Here is a 22,821-nt window from a genome sequence, read left to right as displayed (position 1 = left end):
TCAATTAGAATATTGTAGATAGTTTGATAAGGAATGGATCACCATCCTGTCGGCCAGGATATAGCTGTAAGCTGGGTTAATAGCGGCACTGCGGCCATTATCATCCTTGAAATACAGGTTGGCATCTCCTCCCGGATCCTGTATAGAAACATAACCAACCTTATCTGTAAGTAATGATCTGTATAACGATTCGCCTGTTTCTGCATTATTGGTACCGTTCGCTATTACCGCTTTCTTAATAATGTGATACTGTATAAACTTGGCAACCATGTCTTTTTCAGTAGCATCTGTTGGCGCAAAATTGGGCACTTTGTTAGGCGCTGTTCCTGTTCCGGGAAGTAAGCCAGCATTCACCGCTGCCACAATAGCCGCGTTGTCAGGAATTAAAAAGCTACCTATAAAGCCTAACGCAACACCACTGATAGCATAGGTGGCAGGTGTAAACAGTGTAGAGTTTTGTAAATACTGATAAAAATTATAATAAGGTGAACTCGCATCCGTTGCCAGGTCCGCTATCCGCTTGCCTACAGGTTTGGTACTGAAATAAAGCAGGCCATCGGTATAAAACACAGTACCATTGGTCATTACTTTAGAGCCTACCACATTCACAAAGCGGCTGCTATCAATGTTACCTGCGGCAAATACCTGCCCGTTGTTATAGCGTATCATTTCCCCGCCATATCCTTCTGCTATACCGCTGCCGGCAACACTTGTTAATTCTTCTCTTGCTTTAGGCACTATGCTCATGTTGAGTATGCGCAGTAAAGCACCTTTAGGATCGGAATAACCCAGTGATGCCAGGTTATTACATACCCAGCTGCTGGTTTGTGTGCTATAGTCAAAACCCAGCTCGTTCAATACCTTGTCGCTCATCATAAACACGGTGTAACGCATGTTTCTATTCGTGATTAGTGATTTCAGCTCTTCGTTCAGCAACCTCGTCATTAAAGTATATTTAGGATCGAGGTAAGGACGTGCATACACCGTTGAAAAAAGATCGGAGTTTTGCACCTTGCTGGTTCCGTAAAAAAATCCGTTACTTAAAATTTTCTTGTCAATAATATCAGCAGAAGCATCAAAGCGGGCATCTTCGTTCAGGAAGCTGGATGCTCCGGAAAACTTAGTAGGCCATACCGGTGTTTGAAACATATGCGCGTTTACAAAATCGGTGATGATTTGTGTAGGCAACAAACGCAGGTTGGCTGTATCATTATTGTAATGTTCCAGTATCACGCTTTTTAAATAATCAACCAGCGGTTCATTCTTAGGCGCAAAAAGCGTCCAGCAGTTGGCCTGGCCATCATTATCCTGTTGTTTCAGATAGTTTTCGTTGTTGGGCGAAAAGGCGAGACTGCCACTAAACAACTTTGCATATACTTTATCAGCACTGCCATACAATACATTATACCTGTCGGTAGCATCGGCATTCACCGTATAGTTTACCAGGAAACGTTCCATCAGGTTTCTGAATACACTGTACTCTGTTTTGGCAGCCAGGTATTTATCAATACTCGGCTGTGTAATCAGCACCTTATCCACTATATGTATAGTTCCATTTTCTGCGGCAATATCTGCCCCCGTAATAGTGGCGTCCATTACATTCAGGCCTGTAAAGGTGGTATTGGGATAGAAATAATTATAGTCTTTCGCTGTTAAACCAGCATAAGTGAAATAAGGAGTAGTGAAATAAGTGATATACTTATTGTTATTATCTGATGACAGATAATAACCATTTCTATTGGCAGCAATAGTTACCATTCTGTTGCCAGCTACATTTACGGTATCAAACAAATCGTAGTAAGCCGTTCTGCGACGAAAAGCAATATCTGCCTGCCAGCCGGTAGGCGCCTGGTAATCATCCAGGTTACTTTGATTAAAAGAATTGTATATCAAACAGTAACGCACTATCTGGCGTGCTGTTGCAGAATCCATTTTATCCACACCGGAAATGCCACTGGTGGTAAAATAAGTTTGGAAGGCTTCATCTGTTGGCGCAAACAAAGTCCAGTACCCCGCCGAACTTAATGTGCTTTTATATCCTGCTTTATCAATGCAGGAAAGCATATGATTAAAATTACCTTTTGACTGCAACACCTGGTAAATAGGGGATTCCAGTGAGTCGGGACGTTCGTAAAAATCGTCCCATGTCTTTTTTCGACAGTTCACCATCAGGCACAGCAATGCAGACAGAAATAGCAAGCGTTTAAGGAATCTGTTCATAATACAAACAGTGTGAGGTTGGGTTATTTTGATGAGTGTTTACAATACATTACCAGGACGGTATGAGCATACCCTCTGCACTTCGCACAACAATTCTATTCACCTATGGGTATAGCAATGTATAAACCAGCAGTTACCGGTTTACAGCATTAACAATACATACCGCAATGTGTAAATAGAAAAGATAAATGAGTTCGCTTACGCGATGCAATAATACCAGGTGGCTTTACGGGATAGAATGGCTTCGGTTTCATACAGCTAAAACAGTTGAAAAAGCAGTTAATAAAAATCGTCTTGTCGGAAAATCAGCAATCGGTTACATCCTCGTCAATTCTTTTAACATTTCCTTGACGCGGTAAAGATAGCTAGATTAACCCATCAACTGTCCTGCTGTATCCTGCTTTTATGGAGGAAATGTTTAAAATTCCACCATAGCTTTGATAACCCCGTTGGCGGGATTCATCCAGTTTTTAAATTCAGAAGCGGTTTGTGAAAACGTAACTCTATGAGTAATATAGGTTGCAGGATTTACCAGGCCATTTTTCATACTGGTAATCACGTGGTTAAAATCGGCACGGGTGGCATTGCGGCTGCTCATTAAAGTGGCTTCGCGTTTGTGAAATTCAGGATGGCTAAAACTGATCTCCCCTTTTTGCAAACCTACCAGCACATACCTGGCACCGTGTGCCATATATTGAAAAGCATTGTTGATGGCCTTTAAGCTACCAGTGGCATCTATTACCACGGTAGGCATATCGCCATGTGTTATTTGTTGTAACTGTGCAGTAACATCCGGTGCATTGGCCTGCACCACGTGTTGTATACCCAGCTTGTCTTTACAAAACTGTAAACGTTGTTCGTTAATATCCATTACTATTACATGAGCCCCGGCTATACGTGCAAACTCTGCAATACCCAGCCCTATTGGACCTGCACCTATTACCAGCACAAATTCACCAGGTTCAACCCCTGCCCTTCTTACACCATGTGCGCCTATCGCTAAAGGTTCTACCAGTGCCAGTTCATCGTACGACAAACCACCACCCTGTATTAAAGAAGCTGCCGGCACATTCAGGTATTCACGCATGCCCCCATCTACATGCACACCGCATACCTTTATACTGGTGCAGCAGTTGGGCTTGCCTCTGCGGCAGGCAATGCAATGACCGCAGTTAAAGTAAGGGATTAAGGTAACCTTATCGCCTGCTACCAAACCGGCAGCACCATTGACATCAGCAATATCTGCTGCCAGCTCGTGCCCCAATATACGCGGGTATTCAAAATAAGGCTGTGTACCTTCAAACGCATGCAAATCGGTACCACAAATACCTACACGTTTGATACGCAGCAATACATGGCCGGGTTCCGGCACAGGCATATCCATTTCCTTATATTCAAAACTACCCGGGGTAGTACAAACAAGCGCTTTCATTGTAACAAGCTATAGAGTAAGTAATAGAGAATTATTTTTATTATGCATTAGCCAGTGCCCTGTCTAAATGCACATAACCACCATCTACATGAATTAACTGGCCGGTGGTGTGGCTTGACCGTGGCGACAACAAAAAGGCCGTGGTATTGGCCAGCTCTTCTGCTGTGGTCATGCGGTTTTCCAAAGGAATTTTGCTATTGATCTCGTGTAATTTTTCTTCGGGATTATCCAGTGTTTTAATCCAGGTAGCATAGGCAGGTGTCCAGCATTCTGCTACTACTACCGCGTTTACACGAATACCATATTTCAACAGCTCTACTGCCCATTCGCGCGTTAAAGCATTACGACCGCCATTGGCTGCTGCATAAGCCGAAGTATTGCCCTGGCCTGTTTCGGCTGTTTTGGAAGTAATATTTACAATAGCACCTTTCGATTTTTTCAGTTCAGGTAAAGCAAAATGCGCCAGTAAATAGTAGTGTACTACATTCTTGTGCAGGCTGGCCATAAAACGTTCGTAGTTACCATGCTCCAACCCTACCCCATCGTTTACACCGGCATTGTTCACCAGCCCATCAATGCGGCCAAATGCTGCTTTTACCGCTTCTATCACTTTTTCGCATTCAGCGGGGTTGCTCAGCTCAGCAGCTACCTGAAAGGCTTTGCCGCCCGCAGCTTCTACCGCCTGCTGCACCACCTTATTATCACTTTCGTTTCTACCCACAATTACCGGTATAGCACCTTCGGCGGCCAGCACTTTTACAATGCCTTCCCCAATGCCTTTAGCTCCACCGCTTACTATAATTACTTTGTTTGTTAACTGCAAATCCATGGCGCGTTCGTTTAAGCAAGTTGATAAAAACGGGTGGCGTTTAACCCAAAAAATAACGCCTGCTCCTGTTGTGAAAAAGAAGCATAGTAATGCTGTACAATCGACAACATTTTTTCGTACGAACCAGCTACCTGGCAAACGGGCCAGTCCGATCCGTACATGAGCCTTTCCATGCCAAAGGCTTCGGTAACTACATCCAGGTAAGGGCGGAAGTCTTCTTCTTTCCAATTAGCCCAATCGGCTTCTGTTACCATACCGGATACTTTGCACCATACATTGGGACATTGCGCCAGCAGCTTCATATCTTTCTTCCACTGCGCAATGTCGCCCTTTTTAATGTAAGGTTTTGCTATATGATCTATCACTAATTTCTGCTGAGGAAATGCCTTAGCCAGCTCCGGTATATAAGGCAGCTGATCGGGAAAAATCAGAACATCGTATGTAAAGCCATACTGTTGCAATTGACTGATGCCATGCATAAAAGCCGGCTTTAACATCAGTTGCCTGTCAGTTTCGCCCTGCAGCACATGTCTGAAACCCTTTATCAGCGGGTAATGGCTAAAGTAAGCCAGCCTGTCTGCAATAGCAGCAGCCTGCAAATCCACCCACCCCACAATGCCTTTAATAAAAGGATGGCCGTTGGCCTGTTGCAACATAAAATGATTCTGTGCTTCAGACTGATCGGCCTGTACCAGCACACTGCCATCAAACCCGTTGGCTTCCAGCACAGGGGCCAGATGTTCTGCAAAAAAGTCGCGCTGAATCACCGACATATCATCGGTTATCCAGCTGTCGCGCACAGGATCAAACTGCCAGAAATGCTGGTGGGCATCAATTCGCGGTATAGGTGTAGCTACTGACATATACTATTTTTTCCAGGCTATTACATGTTGTGTAGCTTCGCCTAATCCATCAATACCCAGCGTTACCACATCACCTGCTTTCAGGTACACCTGTGGGTTCATACCCAGGCCAACACCTGCCGGAGTACCGGTTGAAATAACATCACCTGGCAGCAATGTCATAAACTGGCTTACATAAGAAACCAGGAAAGGTATTTTAAAGATGAAATCGGACGTGTTGCCATCCTGCATCTTTTTATCGTTTACCGTTAACCATAAACGCAGGTTATCTACATCCGCCACTTCATCTTTGGTTACCAGCCAGGGACCTATAGGCGCAAAGGTGTCGCAACCTTTCCCTTTATCCCAGGTGCCATTACGCTCTAACTGAAACTCGCGCTCGCTTACATCGTTGTGTAAAGCATAACCAGCCACATAATCCAACGCTTCTGCTTCTTCTACATAAGAAGCCTTCTTGCCTATTACTACTGCCAGTTCTACCTCCCAATCTGTTTTTACAGAATTGCGGGGTATCATAATATTATCAAAAGGTCCGCACAGTGCGGTGGTAGACTTCATAAACACTACCGGCTCAGGCGGTAAAGCGGCGCCTGTTTCCTTAGCATGGTTCGCATAGTTTAAACCAATACATACCAGCTTGGAAGGACGGGCAATAGGACTGCCTAAACGCGTACCTTCTGCTATTGCAGGCAGGTTGCCTTTATTGCTTTCTACAAAAGCCTGTAAGCGGCTTACACCACCGGTTTCAAAAAACTGTTCGTTATAATCTTCTCCTATAGCCGATACATCATAGGCTTTACCGTCTATTAACACGCCTGCTTTTTCCTTATTCAGTTCGCCAAATCTGATCAGTTTCATGGTATATTATTTTATCGCCGCTTAATTGTTGAGTTTAATAAATCCGCCGTCAATAGGATAATCGCAACCTGTTATAAAGGAAGCTTCATCTGAACACAGGTATAGTATCAGTCCGGCAATTTCTTCGGGCTTTGCCATACGGCCTATCGGTTGTGTTTGCGACAGCTTTTCAAACATCTCCTGCTCTTTACCAGGATAGTTTTTAGCCAGGAACCCATCCACAAATGGTGTATGCACCCGGGCAGGAGAAATAGAATTGCAACGGATACCTTCTTTTACATAATCTTTAGCCAGTGAAAGCGTCATAGCATATACCGCGCCTTTGCTCATAGAATAAGCAAACCTGTCTGGTATACCTACTACAGCTGCAATAGAAGCCATATTTAAAATAGCGCCGCCACCTGCTTTTTTCATTAACGGTACAGCCGCGTATAAACAATTATACGTGCCTTTTACGTTCACTTCGTATATACGGTCAAAATCTTCTTCAGGCGTATTTTCCAGCTTGCCTATATGCGATACACCCGCACTGTTTACCAGGATGTTGGGAGTAGCTATTTTTTCAAATACTGCTACCACTTCTTTCTGCCTGGCAACGTTTACCACATGCGCTGTGGCCTGGCCACCCGCCTGTTGTATTTCGTGTACTACGGTGTTAGCGTTTTCTTCGTTCAAGTCCAGCACGTGTACGTGTGCACCCTGACGGGCAAATAACAAAGCCACTGCTTTGCCTATGCCGCTTCCACCACCTGTAACTACCGCCGTTTTGCTTTGCAAACTAAAAATACTGCCTGCCATATATCATGTATTTTATACTACTTCTGTTTCCATTGAGATGCCAGTGAAAATATCCGGTTCATCCGGGTCCATTTTTCGCCGGGCAGTGCAGCGGGTATAGCCTGCTGATATTTGCCCATTAAGGTTTCCCACTCCTGCACCTTAGCATTGGCTGCATCGGCCGCTGCTTTTTCTATGGCATCAAACGTTTCACTTACCGTCATGATCATAAATAACCGGTTGCCTGCACGGTAAATTTCCATATCCGTAATTCCTGCCTGCGTAATACTTTGCAGTATTTCGGGCCACACCTGCTGATGATAGGCTTCGTATTCCGCTATTGCCTTTACATCATCTACCAGGTCCAGGGCAAAACATCGTTTATTATTCATACCGTAGGTTTTATACTACCCGCAACACCTAATGTGCCACTTGCACTTCACCTTCGTCTACTGCTTTTATTTTAAACTGGCTTATTGCAAAAAACAATATCACCACAAAGCAAACGATAGGTACACTGTAACATAACTGGAAGCTTTTTACATCAGCCACCTTAGCCATAATAGTAGGCACTACCGCACCACCTACAATAGCCATGATAATGAATGATGCCCCCCTTTTGCGCTTAGTGCCCAACCCGCGAATACCCAAAGAGAAAATGGTGGGGAACATAATGCTCATGAAAAACTGGGTAGCCATCAGGGCGTATAAACCCGGTTTACCACCTACCGTAAATGCTACTATCAGCAACACAATATTGGCAACACCATAGACTGCCAGTAACAAATGCGGTTTAATATATTTCATTAAGAAAGTACCAATGAATCTACCACCCACAAAACCTATCAGCGCTATTGATAACAGGTTAGCAGCATCTTTTTCACCAATGCCATTGGTTTCTTCGGCATACTTGATAAAAAAGCTGGCAATACCTACTTCTGCTCCTACGTAACAAAACTGGGCCAGCACGCTAAACATCAGGTTCTTTTCTTTGAAAATAGAGCCCTTCACTTCTAAATCGGCATCCGCCGCTTCGTTAATTTCAGGCAGTTTTATCATCGATAATAACAACGCTACCAGCAATACTACGCCACCGATAATGAGGTAAGGAATTTGAACGGTAGAAGCTTCTTTGTTAAGGTAAGCATCCCACTGTTCCGGTGTCATGTGGGCTTTATCTGTAGCGGTTAAATGCACTCCTGTTAAAATGAATAATCCCCCCAATTTAGGCGCTATGGTTTGCGCCAGGCCGTTGAACGACTGTGCAAAGTTTAAGCGCTGTGTAGCAGTTGCCGGATCGCCCAGTTCATTTACATAAGGGTTGGCTGCTGTTTCTAAAAAGGTTAACCCACAGGCAATAACAAACTGTGCCAGCAAAAAGAATTCAAAGCTGCGCACATTGGCCGCAGGATAGAATAAAAACGCGCCTGTTGCAAATAATAATAAACCTATTAAAATACCTCCTTTATACCCAATACGACCCATGATAAGGGAAGCAGGTATGGCCATAAGAAAGTAGGCCAGAAAGAAAGCAGAATCTATGAATGCTGACTGAAAATTAGTTAACTCACATGCCTTTCTTAAATGCGGCACCAGTATGGGATTAAACTTGTGCGCGATGCCCCATAAAAAGAAAAGGGACGTAATCAGTATGAATGGCAATAGATAGGGGTTCTTTTTTGTAGTATTCATATAGCAATGTTATAAAATCCTGATTACTTCTGTTGTAAATATGATCGCTGACAATGATATGGCCACAAATTAACAGCGAAACGGGGTGGGCCTATACCCGCTAATTAACCTGTCATTAAGCTTAATTGGCATTTTCTGGCTTCCAATCGCCCAATATCTGCTCTAAAGTGTATAAGCCTGCTTCGGAAGCAGTAAGCTGGTGGCTCCACGGCACTCTGGCACCGTTATTAGCTCCTGCTCCTGTGCTTTTATACTCGGCATAATACGTTGTTTTTTCGTTGTCTTTTTTGCCCCAGTTGTCCCAGCCTTCCGCCTTTACCTGGTTACCTAAGTTACAGGAAATATATACGGTTTTGGCATAAGGCCGCCAGGGACGACCCAGGAAATAGGAACCGGCAGGCGCATCGCCTTTAATAGTGCAATAGCGAAAAACGTAGCCATATTTTTTATTTTCAGGCGTAGAAGCAGCTGTTACATACCCTGCTTTTTTGCAAAAAATGGTGCAGCTATCAAACACGGCTGTGGAAGCGCCAAAAATAAAATCAACCGTCCCCTCTATATAGCAGCTGCGGTAATACTGGCGACTTTCTACCCCGTAGGTGTACAATGTATCCTGGAAACCTAAAAAACGGCAATTAGTAAACTTTACCCGGTCGCTCCCCACAAACACCGCTACCGCCTGCCCTACAGGACCGGCAGAGTTTTGAAAGGTGATATTGCTGGCAGAAAAATCTTTACCATAGATAAAGAAGCCGGAAGATCCAGAAGTGCCCATGGCTTCACCCAGTATATTCTTTTTACCGGCAAAATCGTCGTAAGTGATAATAGTACTATCAACATTCTCCCCAATAAAAGTGACCATGTTTTTAGATTCCGGCAGTACCAGTTTCTCTTTATACACCCCATTTTTAATGTAAATAACGGTTTCACTTTTACGCATGTCGGGGATAGCGTTAATAGCTTCCTGCACCGTAGTAAATTGCCCGCTGCCATCTTTAGCCACTACAAAATCGTATTGCTTTTTCTTCAGGTGCTTTACCAGGCTTTCGAGCTTTAACTCCTTAATCCCCTGCACGGCCAGTTCGGCCATGGCAGTTGCGCCAGCGGGGCTAAAATGCGTATTGTCTTTATTTCCTTTAGGATAGTTTACATGACCTGAATCAACGTAGTTGAATAATTTTTTAGAAGGTTCATCGCCCATGCCATTCAGCAGTGCTTCACTTTTCAGGTGCATGTCAATTAAAGGCACTTTCAGGCTGTCAGCCACGCGTCGTACCACGGGCGGATATTCTCCGTGCGTATCTTCCAACACGCCGTTTTTAAAGTTGCGGCGCATGATGGGCGTTAACAATACAGGGATGGCTTTTTTAGCCCTTACCTCCAGCACAAATTTTACCAGGTTGGCGCCATAAGCTGCCGGGTAAACCCCAACCCCGGGTTTATTTACCTTTTCATCGTTATGACCAAATTCAATAAACACATAATCCCCTTCTGTAGCACTGTCAATAATGGCCTGCCAGCGTTTTTCGTTGATGAAGGATAAAGTACTGCGGCCATTTTGCGCACGATTGGCTATAATAACGTCCTCATCAAAAAACTGCCCCAATGCCATCCCCCATCCTGTTTCGGGATAAGTCTTGGGCGATTTGTTGGCCATAGTGGAATCGCCGGCCATCCATATGGTTATCTTTTTGCGCTCCGGTGCCGCAAAAGCCAAAAGCGCTATACATAGAGCGCCTATCCAGTTTCTTTGCTTCATCAACATAAACTTGTTCTTTATTGTATCGTATGGTTATAAACACCATCGCCGGAGCAAGTGAATGTCCGGCGATGGTAAAGTTGTTATTTATTAACTATACATGCTGTTAAATTGCGAATCAAGCCTTTTAATAGCCGTAGTCTTGCTTCAAAATACCACTATATGAATCCAGCACTGTTTGCGGAATAGGCAACAGTTCGCTGTGATTGTTTTGAAAAGCTATAGCGTAGTAAGTAGAAATAGTAGTAGTGATGCTGGGGCTTAACCAGTTTACAGACGTGTAACCGCTAGGTGTAGTAGAACTTCCTGCATCATAAAAAGAACCTGCCCATAATAAAGAAGTAGACGCAGTTTTATAATACATTTTAGCCGGATAGTTATTCCATGGAGCTGCTCTGCCAGCCATAGCTGTTAATTGCGTTTTTACAGCAGCCAGCCTGGTAGAAAGCAGGTTCCAGCGTATCAGATCGTATTTGCGTATGCCTTCGCCGCCTAATTCCAAAGCTCTTTCTTTTACTATAGCATTAAAAAAGCCAGTGTAATCGGTGGGGGTAGTGCCTATCAGGCTGGCATTGCCTCCATAAGCACGGGTTCTCACTTTTTCCAAAGCCGCAATAGCCGTAGCACTTGGCGCACCACCCAATTCATTATCTGCCTCAGCATACATCAGCAACACATCTGAATAACGCAGGATAGGCCAGTTTACGCCAAAATACTGCGCAGCTGAATTCACCAGGTCTGTACCACTTAATATCCAGTCTCTTCTGAACTTACCATCCACTAACGACTGTCCCGCCCGGCCCGTATAAGTAAGGGTAGCACTTAAATCGTAAGGGGCAATCATTACATCCCTGCGGGTATCAGTAGAGTCGTACATATAGAAGTAACTAGGCAGTACGGTAAGAGCAGCATTGCCTTTACTATTGGTTCTTGGACCGTTGTAGTAACCCAGTTTACTATCGCCCAGCGCACTGGTGCCCCCATCCATAGACACTTCAAACAGCACTTCTCCGTTTGGTTCTATGGCCTTTGCACATATAGCATCTTTAAATACCGATCTGAAACTACTATTCAGCTTATGCTGATCTTCCCGTTGCATGATAGCAGCACATTCATCCTTCGCTATCTGGTAATAGGTTTTATAGTCAGCAGGACGTGCCATTGTTTGTCCATAAGAACTGCTGGCTCTTCTTAAAGAATATCCTCCTCTGAACAAGGCAATACGGGCACGCAAGCCACGTACTGCACCTTGGGTAATTCTTTCGTCTTTGGATACTTCTGTACGCCATGGCACCAATGTTTCAGCCAATGCCAAATCGTCCAGTAAATGATTATAGATAGAATCACGATCTGTTTTAGGCTGGTACAAATCGGCTACCTGGAAAGCAGGCTCATACTGAGCCGGCAAGTCGCCCCAGTTGCGCAACAATTCCAGGTAAAACTGTGCACGCAATGTCAACGCCTCGCCATGCAGCCTTTTCAGGTCTTTTTTCTGTTGCTCAGAACCGCTGGAGTACAGCGCCATTTTGGGAATATAATAGATACAGAGGTTGGCACGTTCTACTCCTGCATACAATTGTAAGAAAGGGGCTGCCAGCTGTGTATTACTGGCGGTTACATTATAGTGGGCAATATCCCTTCTTTCATTATCCGGATAGGGAGTAGAGCCCTGACCCATCATCAGGTCATCATCGTATGAGTAATACATACTGATACGAATGCCATATCCCTGATCGCCCGCCAGGCACGCGTAGGCCCCCAACACAGCTTTCTGCGCATTCACAACATCACTGAAAACATATTCCGGTGCAAACGAAGATACCGGGTCGTTGGTTAAATATTTTTTACAGGAAAACACACTGGTGAGCAGCACCAGCATGCATATCGGCTTAACGATGTTCTTATGTATAATAGATAATTTCATTTTGCAAGCTTTTGCTGTTACAGGGAAAGATTAATACCAACAATATAGGAACGGCTTCTGGGGTAAGCAGAGTAGTCAACCCCCGGCGTTTCGGGGTTACCACGTCTTACACTTACTTCCGGATCGTAACCTGAATAACCTGTTATCAGTGCCACATTGTTCACCGTAGCATATACGCGGGCTTTAGACACTTTTATTTTCTTCAGCAAAGCATCGGCAAAAGTGTACCCCACAGTAATGTTGCTGATACGAACAAATGAACCATTTTCTATAGCCCAGGAATGTACCGTAAAAGAGTTGGAAGCAGTACTTGGCGACCATATGGTAGCATTCTTATTTAACTCAGCCAAACCTGCCGGATCGGTAATGGTTTTGCCAGTGGCATCCACGTTACGCCAGCGGTTATTCATAACGGCCAGCATATTGGCATCGCCAGTATAGGCCGATGTAAATTCCAGCTTGTTGGCGTTGTATACATCATTACCAAACTGGTAGTTCACAAATACACTCAGATCAAAGTTTTTATAACTGAACTGTTGGTTTAAACCTCCTAAAAACTTAGGCTGTGCCACACCTATCACCGTTCTGTCATAGTCATTCACTATTCCATCAGGCTTACCATTAGGTCCGCTGAGATCCTTAAACTTTAACACACCAGGCTTGGGTGCAATAGCCGTAAGCGTTGTATTATCAGGTACGCCGGACTTTAAAGTATAAGCACCTGTACCAGAGTTGTAATCGAAATCGCTGATCTGATAAAATCCATCAGTTTGTAAACCCCAGATAGAGCCCACTGCATCTCCTACCCTGACAATATAATCGCTTGGACTGCTTGATAAGGCCCAACCTGAGTTTTTCAGGTAGTAGTTCTGGCGGCCACCCAGGCTTTTTACCACGTTTTTATTAGCGGATATATTGAAATTAGCCGTCCAGGAAAAATCTTTGGTTTTTAATGGCGTTGCATTTACCTGTAATTCCAAACCCTTGTTTTGTGTAGAACCTACATTCTGTACCTGGTAAGGATATCCCGAGGTTGGTGGAATGGGCACGTTTACCAGCAGGTCTTTAGTTGTGTTAATATATGCATCTATTGAAAATTGCAACCTTCCTTTTAATACTGTGGCATCAATACCTAAATTGCGTGAAATAGTACGTTCCCATTTCAAATCAGGATTCGCTAAAGTAGAACTGGCATAAGACGCTATTTGCTGACCCGCCAGGTAATACTGTGTAGAAGAAGCGTACAATGTTCTAAACAGATTGTCGGCAATACGGTTATTTCCTGACTGACCGTAGCTTACACGTAGTTTAAGATCTGTAAATGTTTTGCCTAACCCTTCCAGGAATTTTTCATTTAGCGGACGCCATGCAACGGATGCAGAAGGGAAATAGCCCCATTTTTTAGAAAGTTCTTCTCCAAACTTAGTAGAACCATCTGCACGTACAGTGGCAGTGAGTAGGTATTTCTTGTCAAAGCTGTAGTTTACACTGGTAAAGAAAGAAGCAGAGTGGTAATCTGTTTGATAAGAAGCAGGATAGTTAGTGGCATCCGTATAAAAAGTACCCAGGTTCATATTACCCAAAGCCTTGGTAGAAGAGATTCCATTTTGAAACAATTTTGCCAGCGTGTTCTGACCAGTAATTCTGGTTTGATAAATCTCCTGCCCCAGCAACCAGCTTATTTCATTGTGTTTATGAAAAGCTCCCTTCATTTTAGCGTTACTAAAAGTAAACACGTTGGAGTTATTCAATGTTACCGTTTTACTGGTGGCAATAGCAGCCATAGGCAAACTACTTCCGTTCAAACGGGAGTTATTGGTAAGGCTATCATCAAAAGAATCTTTACGCTGTGTGTTTACATCTACCCCTAAAGTAGACTTAAAGCTGAGGAAGGGAGTAAACGTAATGGTTACATAACCACTGAGGTTAATGATAGAAGTATTGCTTTTCCGGTAGCTTTGATCGTTCAGCAAAATAGGATTGATCAATGCCAGACTGCTACCATTGGTTTCATCCAGATATGACCTGTCAAAATCTGTAATGTTTTGTCCTGGCACCAACAATGGCCTGTAACGAATGGCCTGACGCAGGTTGTTGGTTGATGCAGAGCCTACACTGGAAGTACCAGCTCCATACACTATCGTATTGTTGTAACGGGTATTAAACCCAATTTTAACAGCAGGACTATAAGTATGCTCAAACTTAAAGCTGGCCAGCTTACGATCGAAACGGGAACCACTCATGATAGCATCTTCTGTGTTGGAAGTAAGGCTGAGGTTATATACATTTCCTCCACCCATGCCACTTAAGCTGATGTTATGGGTTTGGTTAAAGGCTGACCGGCCAAACATTTGATCCTGCCAGTCTACTGCCTGCGCATTTTTGTAATTACTTAATGTATCCCAGGTAGTACCATAGTTGTTGGCAAAGTTGGTACTGTCTGTAGCATTACCCCTGCTGCGCTCATATTGGAAAGTAACAAACTCATATGGGTTCATCACCTTCAGTTTACGGGCCAGTTTGTTGATACCTACAAAGCCATTATAGCTCAGCACCGATTTACCATTGCTGTTTTTACCGCTTTTGGTAGTGATGATCACCACGCCATTCGCACCACGGGCACCATAAATGGCCGTAGTAGACGCGTCTTTCAATACATCAATGGTTTCAATATCCTGTGGAGAAATGGCGTTTAAACCATTTTCTACCTGTATACCATCAATGATGTATAACGGGGAGTTGTCTTGTGTAATAGAACCGCCGCCCCTTACACGAATGGTTACAGCAGCATCAGGAGACCCTTCTGTTCCGGTAATTTGCACACCAGCCAAACGGCCAGCCAGTGCCTGTGCCGCTGAGTTCATAGGCACATCCTTTAATTGTTTGGCACCTACAGAAGATACAGAGCCAGTAAGATCTTTCCGCCTTACGGTTTGGTATCCCACCACAACAATGTCGTTCAGATCATTGGCATCCTTATCCAGCCTTACCGACACATCTTTGCCATCGGTTGACACGGTAATACTCTTGTAACCGGTATAGCTAAATACCAGTTCCACAGTACCTGCGGCAGTAGTATTTAATGTGAAAGTACCAGCATCATTGGTTTGTGTACCCACTTTTGCGCCTTTCAGCATTACACTTACTCCTCCAAGGGGAGCGCCTTTTTCGTCAGTAACTTTTCCCTGTAACGAACGCGTTTGTGCAAATAACGCGCACACTGATAGAATAAACGATACAAGCAAGGTCGTTTTTTTCATACAACAAGCGATTTATGATTTGTAGTTTCGGTTTAACAAGCAGCTTTTTCTATGGCAAGAAATTAGCGGCAACCTTATAGCATAATTAGCGATTTTATTAACATATCGTTAGTTTTTTTACGCAATCGTTACCGTTTGTTAGTTTTCTCCGGCAACCTCATAGATAAAGGATTGAAGTCCCTGTGAAACACTTTCCTCCCAGGGGAGCAACGCATTTCACTTAGCTAATTAAACTAATATATTCCATTATTGAAACAAAACTTACGCAATCGTTACCGTCTGAGATAGCTCTTTAAGAGCACTAAAAAAACAGTTGGCTACTAATAATCATCTTCATCCTCTTCTTCATCAATGTCATCCGGGTTAATAGTCGTGTTCAACAGTTTTTTCATTGCGGATGAAAATTCTTTCACTTCCGGTTTTAAACGACGATAAAAGGTTTTGATGTCACCACGGTTTAATCCGTATTTCTTAATCAGCAACATTACCTGCTGTGAAGCTTTTAGTGCAGGAGATAATTTAATAAAATAGCGGGCAGTTTCATGTTCGTCCAGTTCTTCGAAAAAAGGCTCCCAGCCTTCCATCAACTGGGCAGTAAGCAAAATCAGGTTTTCCAGGTGATCCTGGATATCCAGCATTACCGACGGGTCCTCATCTGCGTCTTCCACAATAGATTCCTCCGTTGCTTCGTAAGCAGCTACCAGTTGTTCTATAGTAATATCATTGATTTCAACGGACATGAGTACAAACAGTGCATTTGGTTTGGGTTGAACAGCTAAAATACTGTCAGGCCGGCAAGTTAAAGAGAATTATTCATTTGTTAATGCAATACCACAGCGCCTTCTACGCCAGCTACCTCATTTTTAATTTTCCTGCGCCCCAACAACAGTACTGCCAGTGCTAAAACTGCCGAACAAGCCATCAAAGCCACCATAGGCAACACATTTTTGGCTGTAAACAGGCTTAAACTTGCTGAAGCCAGCGCTCCCAGCCCCATTTGTATTGCCCCCATTAAGGCCGAAGCACTACCCGCATTTTTAGCAAAAGGCGCCAGGCTTAAAGCGGCAGTATTAGGATTTACAAAGCCCAAACAGCACAAAAACAGGAATAAAAGGATAAGCAGCACAGGCAAGGTTAATACACCTGCCAGGGCCGTTGTCACTAACAGCACCCCGGCTGCCGACTGGCACACCAGTGCTACCGGCACAATTTGCTGGCTGCGAAAACGCTTGAGTAACAATGTATTTACCTGGCTGGAGCCAATAAAACCAATGGAAAGGAAAGCAAAAATCCACCCATATACTTCCCCACTCAGCTGGTAAATATCCATAAATGCCTTGGGCGAGCCGGACACATATACAAACAACCCCGAAAAACCGAGGGCGCCGGTGGCCGCATAGGTATAAAACTGAGGCTCTTTCAGCACTTGCAGGAAATTAGTTACAATGGGACCCGGTTTTAAAGAATAAGAAGGATCGGGCTGATAGCTTTCCGGCAAGGATAACAACACAGCCACCAGTATTACTGCCCCCAGAATAGCCAGTATAATAAACACGGAATGCCATCCAAAAGCCTTGGTAATATATCCACCCGCAGTAGGCGCTATCATGGGCGAAGCCCCTACTACCAGCATTAATAATGCAAACACCTTGGCATTATCCTGTACCGGAAACAGGTCGCGCACCATAGCCATAGCCGCTACAGTAGCCGCACAACTGCCAATGGCCTGTATAAACCGTAACCAGATTAAACTTTGAATAGAAGTGGACAATACACAGCCAATGGTAGCTATAATATATACCAGCAGCCCCAGGTATAAGGGCTTTTTACGGCCATACTTATCCAGCAGGGGGCCATATAATAATTGACCGGCCGATATACCAATGAAAAAACTGGACAAAGACAAGCCCACCTCTTCTACGTTAGTATTCAAATCTTTGGCTATGGCACCAAAACCAGGTAAATACATGTCGATAGAAAAAGGAGCCAATGCGGTGAGGGAACCTAATATCAGGATCAGGAAAAAATACCTGCTTTTTGTATGCTGCATACTTGCTGTATGTGTTTATAAGGAACTGTTATATACTTCGGGGTTCACAATATTGGGTAAACGTTCGCCTTTTACCCCTGCAATAATATTCCGGGCCGCCAGGATAGCCATGGCACTCCGGGTTTCTACTGTAGCAGAGCCTATATGTGGCAACACAGCTACAGACGGCATTTGTAATAAAGGATTATCTGCGTGCATAGGCTCGGGATTGGTAACATCCAGCCCTGCACCCCAGATGGTTTCGTTTTGTAACGCTTCTATTAAATCGCCCTCGTTATGAATACCACCACGAGCCGTGTTGATAAAAATGGCGGAAGGTTTCATCAGGTTAAAAGCCGCTTTATTAAATTTCCCTTTGGTTTCACTGGTAAGCGCCGTGTGCACGCTTAGCACATCGCTCTGTTGCAACAGTTCTTCAAAAGACACTTTTACTGCTCCAAAAGCTTTTTCGGCCTCTTCATTCCGGTGGCGATTGTGATAAATCACCTTCATATCATAAGCGGCCACACATTTCTTAGCCAGCTCATAGCCAATTTTTCCTAATCCGTAAATACCCAGCGTTTTGCCTTGCAGCGAAATGCCCAGATCGGCAGTGGGTTCAGTAAAGCCCCACTGGCCATTCAAAATCTTTTTGTGCAGGTAAAAAGCCTTCCGTGCAGAAGATATCATTAATAAAAAAGCGGTTTCTGCGGTAGACTCGCTTAATACATCAGGAGTATTGCCAATGGGTATTTTTAGCCGGGTAGCTGCCGCTACATCCACATTATCATAACCTACGGAGTGCAGGGCGATGACTTTTAAGTGTTTACAGGCTTCCAGAAAAGGAGCATCTACGGTATTGCTTACACATAAAAATGCATCGTATTGTTGGCAAATATCTATCAGCTCCTGCCCTGCCAGTTTCCGTTTTTCTGTCCATTCTGTTATTTCCAGACCTGCTTCTTCCAACAGCCGGATACCCGGCTGAGGGATAATATTTGATACAAACACCCTCATTTTCCTGCTTTTTAACTGGTTTTTCACCGCAAAGGTAGGCCTACGTTCCCGGCCCCCGAAGTTCATTTTTCCGTAAAAGGTAAATTGTTTTCCCGCTTACACGCATGACATTTCTATGACAATTGTATCTTGGTACTGAATTTAATCACTGATGACCGAAAATACTTCTTCTAAAAAAAGCCGCATGGTGGCCTGGCTTAAACGTTTAGGCTTTTGGGGCTTCGTTTTCTTCCTGGTAAAAGGGTTGATATGGCTGGCCATTGGCTATTGGGTGGCCAAAAAATAGCACTTTTAAGATATTTGAACTACCTTTATAGTGGTTCCGTTTGCGTTAATAGGCATTTTTGATAGAGATTGTTAGCTAATCTGTTCATCCTTCTGCTTTTTACTTCAGTTTACCTGGTAGCATGATGTAGTGTACTGTGCAATAACACAACCGGTCCCAAACAACTTTGCATAAACTTAATAACCCAAATTGCAACATTTGCGTTTTCGGTTGTTATAATAAACACACAAATTGTAATCAGAAATATGGGAAAATCGCAGGAATCCTTTAACAAAAAAGAAAAAGAAAAGAAAAAACAACAGAAGCTACAGGAAAAGCAGGAGAAAAAAGCAGAAAGACAAGCTAACTCTTCCAAAGGCAAAGGCCTGGAAGACATGATGGCTTATATTGACGAAAACGGCAATATTACTAATACGCCACCCGATCCGAGCAAAAGAAAAGAAATAAGTCTGGAAGACGTGCAGATCAGCGTAAGCAGACAGCAGGAAACAGACGATGTGCCGGTAATAAGAACGGGAATAGTAACTCACTTTAATATGGGCAAGGGCTATGGCTTTATCCGGGATTTACAAACCCAGGAAAGCATATTTGTGCATATTAATGATGTGGTAGGCCGAATTCAGGAAGGAAGTAAGGTAAACTTCGAAACTACTATGGGCCATAAAGGACCACAGGCCATCCAGGTGAAATTAGCAGTATAACTACTGTAGTATTATATATTACCATTTCCGGAAAGGAGATATGTCCTTTTTTCCGGAAATGGCCTTTACTTCCTGTTAAGGCAGGAACTGATTTTTTATAGCCGAAACCTCATTATCGGCATTGAATGTCAGGATAAACACATAATCCTTCTTTGCCTTTTCCTTCAGCTGTTCCAGCGGTGTTTTATGGTTCACCTCCTCCTGCGGAGAAGCACTTACCGATATATACTTAAAATCTTTTGACAGCTTTAATTTGCGTACCTGCTTATTATCATTTACAATGTAATAATCGTCCATTACCGCCCAGGTAGTATCCCCATTTTTTACAATGGGCTCTGCATCGCCTTTTTTACGGGCAGCTGCTACCGCTTCTTCTCCCATTAAAAACTGGATATAATCTGCATCAATAAAACTGCTGTCTCCCACAGTGTAAACCTTATCAATATAACAATACTGTCCGGCTTCCGGCTTTTCCTGCGGCTGCACTTCTACATGCTCTACTGCATGCGAAGCCCCGGCCACTATACCACTGTCTTTGCTGGCTTCCGTATCTGTTTGCGATTCATTGCCAGTGTTGCAGGCTGTTACTAACAAGCCTGAAAAGGCGAAAAGGGTAAAAAGGTATTTCATTCGTTGTGTTTATAATTCTGACAGCTGGCGAAACAAAGCTTTCTGTTGCTCGGTAAGGCCAGTAGGTATTTTAATATTATACGTAACAAAAAGGTCGCCATAAACACCTTCCTGTTTATAGACCGGAAAACCTTTCCCTTTTAAACGAATTTTAGCACCGTTTTGTGTTTCGGGCTGCACTTTCAGCTTCACCTTGCCCCCTGGTGTATCTAACACCACTTCTCCTCCTAAAACAGCCGTGTATAATGGTAAATCAATGGTAGTGTGTAAGTCGTTGCCTACCCTGTTAAAATTGGTATTATTCAGTATCTGGAAAGTAATGTATAAATCACCATTACTGGCCCCATTAGTGCCCGGCTCGCCATGACCTTTCAGTTTAATGATCTGCCCGTTTTCCACACCTGCAGGAATAGTAATACGGATGCTTTTACCGTTTACAGTAATCACCTGCTTGCGGGTAGTATATACATCTGTAAGATGGAGTTGCAAATTGGCGTTTATATCTTCGCCTTTATACCTGCTGCCACCTGAACGGCCACTACTTTTGCTACGGCCAAACAAGTTTTCAAAAAAGTCAGAAAAACCACCGCCGCCGCCAAAATCTTCAAATCCGCCAAAACCGCCACCTTGTCCGCCGCCAAAGCCCTGACCACCATGGCCACCTTGCTGACGAGCCTGCTCAAACTGATCGGCATGTTTCCAGTTCTCACCGTACTGATCGTATTTTTTACGTTTGTCCGGATCGCTCAATACCTCATTGGCCTCATTAATCTGCTGAAATTTCTTTTGGGCTTCTGCATTGCCCTGGTTTACATCGGGGTGATACTTGCGCGCCAGTTTTCTGTAGGCCTTTTTGATTTCATCCTCTGTTGCACTTTTTCCTACCCCAAGAATTTTATAATAATCAATAAAGTCTGCCATACGCTTGTATTTCTTCCTATCTGATTTACAAAAAGTGATCCAGCCGATGATAGAAGAAATACTTGCCAATATTGCAGAAAAACTGGTATATAATGACAGGCGGTTACACTTTCTGAAGTGGGGGGATAGTACGGCTTATCTCTTTTTTATCCTGTTGAATTCCATACATACGCATGGTTAAAGAAAAAGCACCGGCGGGAGCAGGTAACCAGTTGCTGGCTTTATTATTACCCGGATGTTCTTTTTGAATATAGATATCGAGCGATCCGTCTGCGTTATACAGCAACCGGTCTCTGTTGCCGATAGCATACCGGCCAATAGCATTTTGAACCAGGCGCGAAGCAGGTTTATACATAGTAAGGCTCCAGAAGGCTTTAGCCAATGGCACCTGGCTTCTCGTAAAATGCAACAGATAACGACTATTGCCATCCAGCCTGCTTCCGGTTACATCTTCTTTAACAGTAAGCGCAAAAGCATCTCCCTGCACATTGGCACACTGGCAGTTCACCCACACCGGCAATATCTCACCGTCCTCCCATTTATTCGGATGTTGTTGCCTGTTACTGCAGGCTATCAGCACCTCTTGCTTCATCATCTCCGGCAACTTTACCAATGCTTTATTTACTGCTGTACTGTATACGGCAGTATCAAAATGCAATCCGGCGCCAATGTTTACCATGGACATACGGGCCAGCACATTGGTATCAATGCCGCTATGGGCATAACGTTGCATTAACCGGTTGCCAAGATTGAGAAACGACATTACAGACATATTAGCTGCCTGAACAGTAGCAGGCTGCATATTCACTTCGTTATCAACAGCACACACAGGCGCCTGGTAAGGTTGCCCCCACTTTGATAATGGAATCAACGCATAGCGCCGCATTAAAAGCTTCACAATCTCTCCATCTGTTTCATCATTCACCTGTGTACGACCTGCAATCCATACCATATCAGAAGGCGCTTTAATCTGCTTTATACCTTTGGGCAGCTCGCCCTGCCAGCCTGGTGCAGTGATGGCATAAGACCCCGCACCTGACTGACTGGCTGTAGCAAACACACGCCCCCAGGCATCTACCATGGTAAACATATAGTAACGCCCCATTTCGTCAGGCACGGTGAGTACCATAGGACTATGTGAAATATCTAAAAAGGCGGAAGAGTAAAACATATCCAAATCAGCATTCTCCTTGCCTGAACTGGCATCAGGATATTCACATCTATGCCCCATTTGGTTAACAGGTGCATATCCATTATCGTCAGGCGTTGCTACATTGGTACATACCCGTTTATTCAATTCCATCATAACCAGCGGATACATAGTTGTATATGCCTGCTTTACGATAGCAATAATTTCATCGTCTGTTAAAGTGCTGTATTCTTCTACGGGTTTACGCGACATCGCCGCAATAGAAGCGGGTGTTGTGCTGTTACAGGAATGCAGTATAATGGCAGCCAATACCATTAAAAATCCGAAAGTAGCTTTTTTCATAAGATTGCTGGTTGTAATGATAGAATTTGGATTCTCTTACAAGTCCAGGGCTGATTACTCTCTGCTATTCAAGGGGTAGGATGATCATGTCTATGTCCTTAGTATTCAGTTCTTCTATCAAAACCATCAGA

Annotated in this window: 19 protein-coding genes; 2 read left to right on the top strand and 17 right to left on the bottom strand. The window is 43.8% G+C overall.

Annotated features, from left to right (window positions below; all coding sequences use genetic code 11):
• The 14 genes from FLA_RS02475 to FLA_RS02410 all read right to left on the bottom strand — a co-directional run bounded on the left by FLA_RS02475 (window position 1) and on the right by FLA_RS02410 (window position 18,660).
• On the bottom strand, window positions 1-2,220 hold the full coding sequence (locus FLA_RS02475) for a fasciclin domain-containing protein (protein WP_076381818.1): 2,220 nt from the start codon (window positions 2,218-2,220) through the stop codon (window positions 1-3).
• 418 nt (window positions 2,221-2,638) lie between these two features.
• The gene (locus FLA_RS02470; protein ID WP_076381817.1) at window positions 2,639-3,652 is read right to left on the bottom strand and encodes a zinc-binding alcohol dehydrogenase family protein; all 1,014 of its coding nucleotides are present in this window, start codon (window positions 3,650-3,652) and stop codon (window positions 2,639-2,641) included.
• Between the two features lie 40 nt (window positions 3,653-3,692).
• Window positions 3,693-4,481 carry an L-fucose dehydrogenase gene (locus FLA_RS02465; protein ID WP_076381816.1) on the bottom strand — a complete coding sequence of 263 codons (789 nt, stop codon included), beginning with the start codon at window positions 4,479-4,481 and terminating at the stop codon, window positions 3,693-3,695.
• An 11-nt stretch (window positions 4,482-4,492) separates the two neighbouring features.
• Entirely contained in the window at window positions 4,493-5,344 is an 852-nt protein-coding gene (locus FLA_RS02460; RefSeq protein WP_076381815.1) for an amidohydrolase family protein, read from the bottom strand.
• Window positions 5,345-5,347: 3 nt separating this feature from the next.
• The gene (locus FLA_RS02455; RefSeq protein WP_076381814.1) at window positions 5,348-6,202 is read right to left on the bottom strand and encodes a fumarylacetoacetate hydrolase family protein; all 855 of its coding nucleotides are present in this window, start codon (window positions 6,200-6,202) and stop codon (window positions 5,348-5,350) included.
• Window positions 6,203-6,223: 21 nt separating this feature from the next.
• Window positions 6,224-7,000: an SDR family NAD(P)-dependent oxidoreductase gene (locus FLA_RS02450; protein ID WP_076381813.1), complete on the bottom strand. Its 777-nt coding sequence runs from the start codon at window positions 6,998-7,000 to the stop codon at window positions 6,224-6,226.
• A gap of 17 nt (window positions 7,001-7,017) precedes the next feature.
• On the bottom strand, window positions 7,018-7,371 hold the full coding sequence (locus FLA_RS02445; protein ID WP_076381812.1) for an L-rhamnose mutarotase: 354 nt from the start codon (window positions 7,369-7,371) through the stop codon (window positions 7,018-7,020).
• 28 nt (window positions 7,372-7,399) lie between these two features.
• On the bottom strand, window positions 7,400-8,671 hold the full coding sequence (gene fucP / locus FLA_RS02440) for an L-fucose:H+ symporter permease (RefSeq protein ID WP_076381811.1): 1,272 nt from the start codon (window positions 8,669-8,671) through the stop codon (window positions 7,400-7,402).
• A gap of 121 nt (window positions 8,672-8,792) precedes the next feature.
• Window positions 8,793-10,430: a pectinesterase family protein gene (locus FLA_RS31790; protein ID WP_076381862.1), complete on the bottom strand. Its 1,638-nt coding sequence runs from the start codon at window positions 10,428-10,430 to the stop codon at window positions 8,793-8,795.
• Window positions 10,431-10,557: 127 nt separating this feature from the next.
• Window positions 10,558-12,354 (bottom strand): RagB/SusD family nutrient uptake outer membrane protein, encoded by a 1,797-nt coding sequence (locus FLA_RS02430; protein WP_076381810.1) that lies wholly within the window; start codon window positions 12,352-12,354, stop codon window positions 10,558-10,560.
• Between the two features lie 17 nt (window positions 12,355-12,371).
• A complete protein-coding gene (locus tag FLA_RS02425; protein WP_076381809.1) occupies window positions 12,372-15,614 on the bottom strand; it encodes a SusC/RagA family TonB-linked outer membrane protein in 3,243 nt (1,080 codons plus the stop codon).
• Between the two features lie 320 nt (window positions 15,615-15,934).
• Window positions 15,935-16,354 carry a hypothetical protein gene (locus FLA_RS02420; protein ID WP_076381808.1) on the bottom strand — a complete coding sequence of 140 codons (420 nt, stop codon included), beginning with the start codon at window positions 16,352-16,354 and terminating at the stop codon, window positions 15,935-15,937.
• 80 nt (window positions 16,355-16,434) lie between these two features.
• Complete coding sequence (locus FLA_RS02415) at window positions 16,435-17,664, bottom strand: multidrug effflux MFS transporter (RefSeq protein WP_076381807.1); 1,230 nt, start codon at window positions 17,662-17,664, stop codon at window positions 16,435-16,437.
• Between the two features lie 15 nt (window positions 17,665-17,679).
• On the bottom strand, window positions 17,680-18,660 hold the full coding sequence (locus FLA_RS02410; RefSeq protein ID WP_076381861.1) for a 2-hydroxyacid dehydrogenase: 981 nt from the start codon (window positions 18,658-18,660) through the stop codon (window positions 17,680-17,682).
• A gap of 151 nt (window positions 18,661-18,811) precedes the next feature.
• Here FLA_RS02410 and FLA_RS02405 point away from each other — a divergent pair, with 151 nt between their 5' ends.
• Entirely contained in the window at window positions 18,812-18,946 is a 135-nt protein-coding gene (locus FLA_RS02405; protein ID WP_076381806.1) for an alanyl-tRNA synthetase, read from the top strand.
• A 245-nt stretch (window positions 18,947-19,191) separates the two neighbouring features.
• Window positions 19,192-19,647, top strand: coding sequence for a cold-shock protein (locus FLA_RS31785; protein ID WP_076381805.1), 456 nt, complete (start codon window positions 19,192-19,194; stop codon window positions 19,645-19,647).
• 75 nt (window positions 19,648-19,722) lie between these two features.
• Here FLA_RS31785 and FLA_RS02395 read toward each other — a convergent pair whose 3' ends face one another.
• The 3 genes from FLA_RS02395 to FLA_RS02385 all read right to left on the bottom strand — a co-directional run bounded on the left by FLA_RS02395 (window position 19,723) and on the right by FLA_RS02385 (window position 22,690).
• On the bottom strand, window positions 19,723-20,277 hold the full coding sequence (locus FLA_RS02395) for a hypothetical protein (RefSeq protein WP_076381804.1): 555 nt from the start codon (window positions 20,275-20,277) through the stop codon (window positions 19,723-19,725).
• Window positions 20,278-20,286: 9 nt separating this feature from the next.
• Window positions 20,287-21,198 carry a DnaJ C-terminal domain-containing protein gene (locus FLA_RS02390; RefSeq protein WP_076381803.1) on the bottom strand — a complete coding sequence of 304 codons (912 nt, stop codon included), beginning with the start codon at window positions 21,196-21,198 and terminating at the stop codon, window positions 20,287-20,289.
• A 103-nt stretch (window positions 21,199-21,301) separates the two neighbouring features.
• The gene (locus FLA_RS02385; protein WP_076381802.1) at window positions 21,302-22,690 is read right to left on the bottom strand and encodes a DUF1254 domain-containing protein; all 1,389 of its coding nucleotides are present in this window, start codon (window positions 22,688-22,690) and stop codon (window positions 21,302-21,304) included.
• Window positions 22,691-22,821: the final 131 nt, after the last annotated feature.

The sequence above is a fragment of the Filimonas lacunae genome, assembly GCF_002355595.1.
Taxonomy (GTDB): Bacteria; Bacteroidota; Bacteroidia; order Chitinophagales; family Chitinophagaceae; genus Filimonas; species Filimonas lacunae.
This window is presented reverse-complemented; position numbering and strand designations above follow the sequence as displayed.

Coding starts and splice junctions, on each gene's coding strand:
- FLA_RS02475 (WP_076381818.1), bottom strand. CDS start 2,220: ATGAACAGATTCCTTAAACGCTTGCTATTTCTGTCTGCATTGCTGTGC.
- FLA_RS02470 (WP_076381817.1), bottom strand. CDS start 3,652: ATGAAAGCGCTTGTTTGTACTACCCCGGGTAGTTTTGAATATAAGGAA.
- FLA_RS02465 (WP_076381816.1), bottom strand. CDS start 4,481: ATGGATTTGCAGTTAACAAACAAAGTAATTATAGTAAGCGGTGGAGCT.
- FLA_RS02460 (WP_076381815.1), bottom strand. CDS start 5,344: ATGTCAGTAGCTACACCTATACCGCGAATTGATGCCCACCAGCATTTC.
- FLA_RS02455 (WP_076381814.1), bottom strand. CDS start 6,202: ATGAAACTGATCAGATTTGGCGAACTGAATAAGGAAAAAGCAGGCGTG.
- FLA_RS02450 (WP_076381813.1), bottom strand. CDS start 7,000: ATGGCAGGCAGTATTTTTAGTTTGCAAAGCAAAACGGCGGTAGTTACA.
- FLA_RS02445 (WP_076381812.1), bottom strand. CDS start 7,371: ATGAATAATAAACGATGTTTTGCCCTGGACCTGGTAGATGATGTAAAG.
- fucP (WP_076381811.1), bottom strand. CDS start 8,671: ATGAATACTACAAAAAAGAACCCCTATCTATTGCCATTCATACTGATT.
- FLA_RS31790 (WP_076381862.1), bottom strand. CDS start 10,430: ATGAAGCAAAGAAACTGGATAGGCGCTCTATGTATAGCGCTTTTGGCT.
- FLA_RS02430 (WP_076381810.1), bottom strand. CDS start 12,354: ATGAAATTATCTATTATACATAAGAACATCGTTAAGCCGATATGCATG.
- FLA_RS02425 (WP_076381809.1), bottom strand. CDS start 15,614: ATGAAAAAAACGACCTTGCTTGTATCGTTTATTCTATCAGTGTGCGCG.
- FLA_RS02420 (WP_076381808.1), bottom strand. CDS start 16,354: ATGTCCGTTGAAATCAATGATATTACTATAGAACAACTGGTAGCTGCT.
- FLA_RS02415 (WP_076381807.1), bottom strand. CDS start 17,664: ATGCAGCATACAAAAAGCAGGTATTTTTTCCTGATCCTGATATTAGGT.
- FLA_RS02410 (WP_076381861.1), bottom strand. CDS start 18,660: ATGAGGGTGTTTGTATCAAATATTATCCCTCAGCCGGGTATCCGGCTG.
- FLA_RS02405 (WP_076381806.1), top strand. CDS start 18,812: ATGACCGAAAATACTTCTTCTAAAAAAAGCCGCATGGTGGCCTGGCTT.
- FLA_RS31785 (WP_076381805.1), top strand. CDS start 19,192: ATGGGAAAATCGCAGGAATCCTTTAACAAAAAAGAAAAAGAAAAGAAA.
- FLA_RS02395 (WP_076381804.1), bottom strand. CDS start 20,277: ATGAAATACCTTTTTACCCTTTTCGCCTTTTCAGGCTTGTTAGTAACA.
- FLA_RS02390 (WP_076381803.1), bottom strand. CDS start 21,198: ATGGCAGACTTTATTGATTATTATAAAATTCTTGGGGTAGGAAAAAGT.
- FLA_RS02385 (WP_076381802.1), bottom strand. CDS start 22,690: ATGAAAAAAGCTACTTTCGGATTTTTAATGGTATTGGCTGCCATTATA.